This window comes from Streptomyces sp. KR55, from assembly GCF_052245645.1.
Lineage (GTDB): Bacteria > Actinomycetota > Actinomycetes > Streptomycetales > Streptomycetaceae > Streptomyces > Streptomyces flavusporus.
Map to the genome: position 1 here is coordinate 1 of NZ_JBQQCE010000731.1, position 3,214 is coordinate 3,214.

Consider the following 3,214-nt stretch of genomic DNA (forward strand, 5'->3'; position numbering starts at 1 on the left):
GTCGAAGTCGACCTGGGCGCTCTCCAGGGCGTAGGCCGCCGCGGCGAAGGCGTCGTCGACCTCGCCCTGCCGTTCGGTGCCGGTCAGCTGCTCGGCGGCGCGCTGCGGCTGGAGGAGGGCGCTGCGGGCGGCCGAGGTGCCACGGGCGAGCTCCATGACGCGGCCGATCCAGTCGGCGATCGGGCGCATCGCCCACCACCAGGGGGCCCGGGGGCCGAACGGCGGCGGGAAGTAGACCTTGGCCTCGTCGGTCCACAGGGCGTGCAGCACGGTGAGGTTGCAGCCGCGGGTCGCGAACGCGCCGAGCAGCGCGTGCACGAACTCGGGCGCCACCTGCCAGCCCATGTTGCCGAAGGCCTCGATCACCACCCGCTCGCGGCCGGTCTGGTGGGCCACCGACGCAGGGTTGCGCGGGTCCATGGTGGGCTCCCCCGCCACGTACTCGCCGGTGATGACGTCGCCGCCGGGGATCTGCGCCCACTGGTTGGCCTTGTGCAGATCACCGGTGGAGAGGATGCGCTTGGAGGGGCCCGTCTCGTCGTAGAGCGGATTGGTGATCAGCCGGACGCGCCGGTCGGCGTACCAGTGGGCCTGCTTCTCGAAGTACCGGGAGAAGCGGTTGGACACGGCCCGCCAGTAGCGGCCGCGCAGGATCTGCCCCGCCGCGCCGAGGTCGTCGAAGCTGCTCGCGTACGCCTTGCCGGGCTCGGCGCCGACCTCGCGCAGGGCCGCGGCGAGCGTGGGCGACCAGGGCAGCCGCTTGAAGGGGTGCGGCCCGGCGGAGGCGATGAACGGCTCGTCGTCCCAGAAGCCGGGCACGACGGTGCCGAAGTAGCGGCCGAAACGGCGGTGGTACTCGCCGGGGACCATGTCGAGCATCAGCTCGACCGGTTCGTCGTCGAGCAGGTCGAGGTAGGCGCGGGTGTATCCGGAGCTGTCGTCGGACAGGACCGCGCCGCCGAAGAGGTCGATCTGCCAGCGGCCCTCGGGCACCTGCCAGGCCCGCCCGGCCTCCAGGTCGCCGGTCAGCTCGACGAGTGCGGCGGCGTCGGCGAGGCCGGCGGGACGCGCGGCCGCGGCGACCGGTGCGGCGGCGGCCGCCGGGATCGTACGGGTGTGGAAGTCACCGGCCGATGCCGGGTCGTCGAAGGCCGAGGCGTAGCGGGGGCTGCCGTCGGCGGCCGTGACGGTCAGGTCCTCCCACAGGGCGCGCTGCCCGTCGACGGCCCGGACGCCGACACCACCGCGCGGGTGCGCGTCGTCGGTGACGGAGCCCTTGTCCTTGCCGTCGAGGGTGACGGAGAGCGTGGCGCCGCGCACGGTGACGGCGAGGGTGTGGAACTTGGTGCGGTTGAAGCCGTCGGTGCGGCTGCTCCTGGCCAGCTGCTGCGAACTGCCGCCCGTCAGCCGGGAGATGGTGACGACACCGGTCTGGTCGAACTCCACCGCGTAACCGTCGGCGCCCGATGCGGACGCCCTCACGACGAGCCCGACGGATCCGGTCTCGGTCTTGGCGTTCCCGGTGACGTCGTAGTCCGTCCACTCCCCTCCCCCGCCCAGCACGGCGGCCCCGGCGAGCACGGCCGCGTCGGCGACGAGCCGGCCGGAGGCGACCGCGACGCCCGTGGTCTCCCGCAGGTCGATCCGTGCCGGTCCCTCGACGACGGCGGTGGACCGCCACAGGCCCTTCAGCCGCAGCTCGGGGCGCGGGGCGTAGGTGCGGGAGCCGACGGTGCCGCCCTGGGCGACGAGGTAGGCGGCCCGTCCGCTGGGGAAGTGGTTGTCGTTGAATATCCACACCCGCATGCCGGTGCGTTCGGCCTCCTCCAGTACGTGGCCGACGACGTCGAACCACTCCTCGCTGAAGAAGACGGGCTTCATCTCGGCGTTGTCGTAAGGGAAGAGGACGACCTCGTACATCCCCTTGGCGCGCAGGTCGGCGAGCTGGGTGTCGACGAGCTCGTGGGTGACGGGGCCGTTCCAGTACCAGTAGACGGTGGGACGGGAGTCGCGGCGGGGGTCGGCGAAGGCGGCGGGGCTGAAACCGGCGGATCCGGCGGCCGGGGCGGCCACGGCGGGTGCCGGGAGCGCGCCGCCGATCGCGGCGGCGGCCACTCCGGCGGCGATGACGAAGTTCCGTCTGGACAGCTCGGATTCGGGCAGGGGAAGGGACATGGACATGGGAGGACTCGCTCCTCAGCGGCAGGAAAGGGGGGAAACGGGACTCAGTCGCGGGCCAGGGCGCCGATCTCCGCCGGGGACAGGGCGCGGTTGAGGATCCGGAAGTCGTGGACCGCGCCGTGCAGGTACGGGTGCGTGGCGTTCTGTGAACGCCCCAGGTAGTTGCGGGTGGTGGCACCGAGCAGCAGCGGACTCATGACCAGCGCGTCGTTCCGGCCGGCCTCGGCCCCGTCGACGTACAGCACCCCGGTGCCGCCTCCGATGCGACCCTCGGGGCCGTCCGTGAGTGTGACCGCGACATGGGTCCAGCGGCCCTGCGGCAGAGGGCCCGCAGCGTCGATGACGTCCTCGCCGTCCATGCCGGAGATCTTCAGGGCGGCGCGGGCGCGGCCCGAGCCGGTGCGGGGGGTGAGGAAGAAGTACGTGCTCTTGTGGAAGCCGAGGTCGAAGACCCGGGCCGAGTTGGTGAGCGTGTCGATCCGCACCCATGCGCTGACGGTCAGCTCGGTCAGTCCGGTGATCAGGCCCGGCGGCAGGGCGACATGGCCGCCGACGCCGTCGAGCCGGACGCCGTCCGGTGTCCACTGCGCGCCCCCGGCGAGCGTCGCGGCCGGGAACGTGCCGGTGGCGTCGGCGCCGCTGCCGCCGTCGAGGATGAACCTGGCGACCTCGCGCGGTGGGCGCAGGCGCGGGGGCACGGCGAAGTAGACGTTGTAGCGCTGGTGGTGCACCCGGTGGAACGGCAGCAGCGGCACCGCGGCTCCCTCGGCCACGGCCGTGAACTCCAACTGCTCGCCGCGGACCTTGCGGACCGATGTGGGATCGAGGGCGGGGATCGTGGGCGACTCGACCTCTCCGTACGCCCCGGCCAGCACCACCGGCCCGTAGGTGACCGCCTGGACGTGCGGGTTGTCGGGTGCGGGGCGGCGGAACAGCTCCATCGGCAGTGTGAGCGCGACGGTGTCACCGGTGCGCCAGTGCCGTTCGAGGACCGCGTAGCGGCCCGGGCGGGCGTCGGCGTCCGCCGTGCGTC

1 protein-coding gene and 1 pseudogene are annotated in these 3,214 nt (G+C 73.1%); both read right to left on the bottom strand.

Translation table 11 applies throughout. The features are described 5' to 3' along the window. Nucleotides 1-2,181, bottom strand: a pseudogene (locus ACTWQJ_RS49125) (DNA-binding protein); the annotation flags it as partial. A 44-nt stretch (nt 2,182-2,225) separates the two neighbouring features. Continuing rightward, nucleotides 2,226-3,214 (bottom strand): LamG-like jellyroll fold domain-containing protein (locus ACTWQJ_RS49130; RefSeq protein WP_443312849.1); only part of this gene is annotated, 989 nt, incomplete at its 5' end.